General features: G+C 73.5%; 3 protein-coding genes and 2 pseudogenes. 1 reads left to right on the forward strand and 4 read right to left on the reverse strand.

Annotation, left to right across the window (positions count from 1 at the left end):
- Both HW445_RS25765 and HW445_RS25770 read right to left on the reverse strand, forming a co-directional pair.
- Nucleotides 1-611 (reverse strand): annotated as a pseudogene (locus HW445_RS25765) (Zn-dependent exopeptidase M28); the annotation flags it as partial.
- Between the two features lie 244 nt (nucleotides 612-855).
- A complete protein-coding gene (locus HW445_RS25770; protein WP_308799919.1) occupies nucleotides 856-1,380 on the reverse strand; it encodes a MarR family transcriptional regulator in 525 nt (174 codons plus the stop codon).
- Nucleotides 1,381-1,645: 265 nt separating this feature from the next.
- Between HW445_RS25770 and HW445_RS33770 the strand changes: the two genes are divergently transcribed.
- Nucleotides 1,646-1,774, forward strand: a complete 129-nt coding sequence (locus HW445_RS33770) for a hypothetical protein (RefSeq protein ID WP_257231291.1) — start codon at nucleotides 1,646-1,648, stop codon at nucleotides 1,772-1,774.
- A 225-nt stretch (nucleotides 1,775-1,999) separates the two neighbouring features.
- Here HW445_RS33770 and HW445_RS25775 read toward each other — a convergent pair whose 3' ends face one another.
- Both HW445_RS25775 and HW445_RS33775 read right to left on the reverse strand, forming a co-directional pair.
- On the reverse strand, nucleotides 2,000-2,455 hold the full coding sequence (locus tag HW445_RS25775; RefSeq protein WP_180223296.1) for a cyclic nucleotide-binding domain-containing protein: 456 nt from the start codon (nucleotides 2,453-2,455) through the stop codon (nucleotides 2,000-2,002).
- A 137-nt stretch (nucleotides 2,456-2,592) separates the two neighbouring features.
- Nucleotides 2,593-2,688: pseudogene (locus HW445_RS33775) on the reverse strand (universal stress protein); the annotation flags it as partial.

Consider the following 2,688-nt stretch of genomic DNA (forward strand, 5'->3'; position numbering starts at 1 on the left):
TCCTCCACCGCTCCGCGCAGGTCGGGCAGGAACCCTGCGTCGGCCAGCGCCGCCGCGCCGCGCGTGGTGGTCATCGCCAGCACCAGCCGCTCGGAGGCGACGTGCACCGGCACCACCTCGGCCGCGCTCGCCGCCGTCTCCAGCTCGGGCAGGCCGGTGCCGTCCGGCAGTGTGATCCGGGCCCAGAGGACCGGACGGTCCTCCACGGCGGCTCGGGTGAAGACGGGGTGGGGCGCCGTCCGCATTCCCGCCTCCCGTGCGAACGCCCGCTCTTGGGCGTCCTCGCCCACGAAGACGGAGGCGTCCTCCTCCCCCGCCGCGACGGCCGAGGCGGCGGCCGTGTCGAAGATGGTCCTGCTGTTCTTCCGGCCCCAGTGGATGAGGTCCTCGTCGGGGAACCGGGCGGCGAAGGCGCGCCGCAGAGCGGCCTCCGCGCGCTCGGCCGCACCCAGGCTGGGACCCGGGTCCGAGATGATGCCCTTGCGCCACTGCGTGCCGAACGCGTCGAGGACGTTCTCGACGCGTGGTCTGGGCCGCAGTACCAGAGAACCGTCGGGCTGGACGTGGGCGTCCGCCAGGGTCGCCCCGATGTCGAAGAAGAGCACAGCCATCCCGGTGCCTCCGCGTGCGTACGGTCTGTGCGGTGCGGGCGGCGATCCGCCCGACGGCGGGCTCGCGCCGCACTTGAGCCGGGCTTCCATTTTACGTCCGGTTCTTCGGCGGCAGCATCTTTGGCAACCCGCGCATTTCCCGCGCATTTCGTTGAACGGGAGAAATGTGAAAGAGCCTCCGCGTCGTCTCTTTCTTTTCCTTTGTCGCTTTTTCTTTGTCGCGAGCGGGGCGGGGCGAACGGCCTCAGGCGGAACCCGGCCGGGGATCCGGCTCCTCGTCGTAGTGCGTGTAGAGCACGGCCCCCTCCCCCGACGGGTCCAGCGCGTGCAGGACGGCGTCACCGATGGCCGCGAGCTGATCCACCTGCTCGTCGGTGAGCGCGTCGATGACGTAGCGGCGGACGGCGGCGACGTGACCGGGCGCCGCCTGCAGCAGCTTCGCCCAGCCCTCCTCGGTGAGCCGGGCGTTGGTGGCCCGGCGGTTCTCCGGACACGGGAAGCGTTCCACCAGGCCCCGCTGCTCCAGTCGCGTCACCACGTGGGAGAGCCGGGGCAGGGTGGCGTTGGTCCGGCGGGCCAGCCCGGTCATGCGCAGCGTCCGACCGGGCGCCTCCGAGAGCATCGCCAGGGCCGTGTACTCGAACTCCGTCAGCTGGGCGTCGTTGCGCAGCTGGGTGTCGAGGGTGCCGGGCAACAGCTCCAGCACCGCGCGCAGGCGGATCCAGGCGCGCAGCTGCCGCCGGTCGAGCCAAGGTGTGTTCGCCGTCACATCGCCACCCGGAATGGTTGTAGCTACAAGTTTGCTGGAGACGGTGTTCGTCCGTTGTCCCTACAACCTTTCCACACGGAGGGCGTCATGGCACGCACCCGGACCGGCGGGTTCGCCGCGGTCGGCCGGCTGCCGCGGCGGACCCGGCCGAACGCCCCGCGGCGCGGTCACCCGTGACCCGTCGCCGCCGACACCGAACCCACCACCCGCGCCGGGGGCGGCCCGTGCCGGCCCCGGCACCCCCACAGCAACGACAGGAACCGTCATGACCTTCCCCACCGCCGCCCGCGACGTCGCACTCCTCCTGGCCCGTGTCGCCGTCGGCGGCGGCCGCTTCAGCGTCGACCACCTGCTCACCGGCCGCACCCGGGCCGCGCGGCACGTCAACGGCTGACGGCGACAGGCGCGGCGGCGTGCTCCTCCGGCGCGGCGCCGCGCCGTCCGGTCCGTTTTTCCGGCCCACCGGTTCCCGTGCGGGAGCCGAATTCCGGAGCCCGTCGGAGTTCCCCCGGACACACATTCCCCGCCGTGTTCCTCGGCCGTGCTCTACGGCGTGACGACGGCGAAGTCCGGGTCGAAGTCGTCGAGGAGGCCGGCGAGGGTCCCCAGGGCGCTGCGCTCAGACCAGGCTGCCGCTGCCGTGGGGGGCGTACAGGTCGAGCAGCCGGATCCGGGAGGTGTGCAGCCGGTGGGCGACGGCCGCGCCGACCCATCCGGCGATCGCCCGGCCGAACGCCGGGTCCTCGGCGCACAGGGCCCGTACGGCCTCCGCGTCGAACTCCCAGGCACGCACCGGACTCAGCGCCTCGGCACCGAGCTGCCACGTGCAGGGCGGGAAGTGCCAGGAACAGCCGACGAGTTCCCCGCGGCCCAGCGACTCGACCGCGGCGGGGCGGCACCCCGGGACGCGGGAGTCGAGGAGCACGGTGCCGCTGCGGACGACCCAGAACCGGTCGGCGTGCCCGTCCTCCTCGAACAGGCGGGTGCCCGCCGCGAAGGAGACTTCGTGTGCATGGTGCATCAGCCTGTCGCGGTGGCAGACGGGCAGGGCCGTGGTGGTCGTGGCGCTCGTCATCGTCCTGGTTCCCCTCTCGACGCCCGGCGGTGCGGGGGCTGCTGATGACTCCGGCCTGGACCCCGGCCGGGGCGTCCTCCACGGGCCGGCCGGTCCCTGCCCGGGGCCGTTCGGCCCCACCGCGAGGGGCCGGTGCGTCACTCGTGCGGGACGACCGCCACCGGGGCGTGGGCGTGGTGGAGCACCCCCTGGGCGACCGGGCCGATGTGCGCGCCGAGCGGGGAGCGCCGGAT

Origin of the sequence: Streptomyces sp. UH6, assembly GCF_013421635.1 — a bacterium.
GTDB classification, from domain to species: domain Bacteria; phylum Actinomycetota; class Actinomycetes; order Streptomycetales; family Streptomycetaceae; genus Streptomyces; species Streptomyces abyssomicinicus.

Excerpts from the sequence above, each read along its gene's own strand:
- HW445_RS25775 (WP_180223296.1), bottom strand. The coding sequence starts at position 2,455 with ATGACGAGCGCCACGACCACCACGGCCCTGCCCGTCTGCCACCGCGAC.
- HW445_RS33770 (WP_257231291.1), top strand. The coding sequence starts at position 1,646 with ATGACCTTCCCCACCGCCGCCCGCGACGTCGCACTCCTCCTGGCCCGT.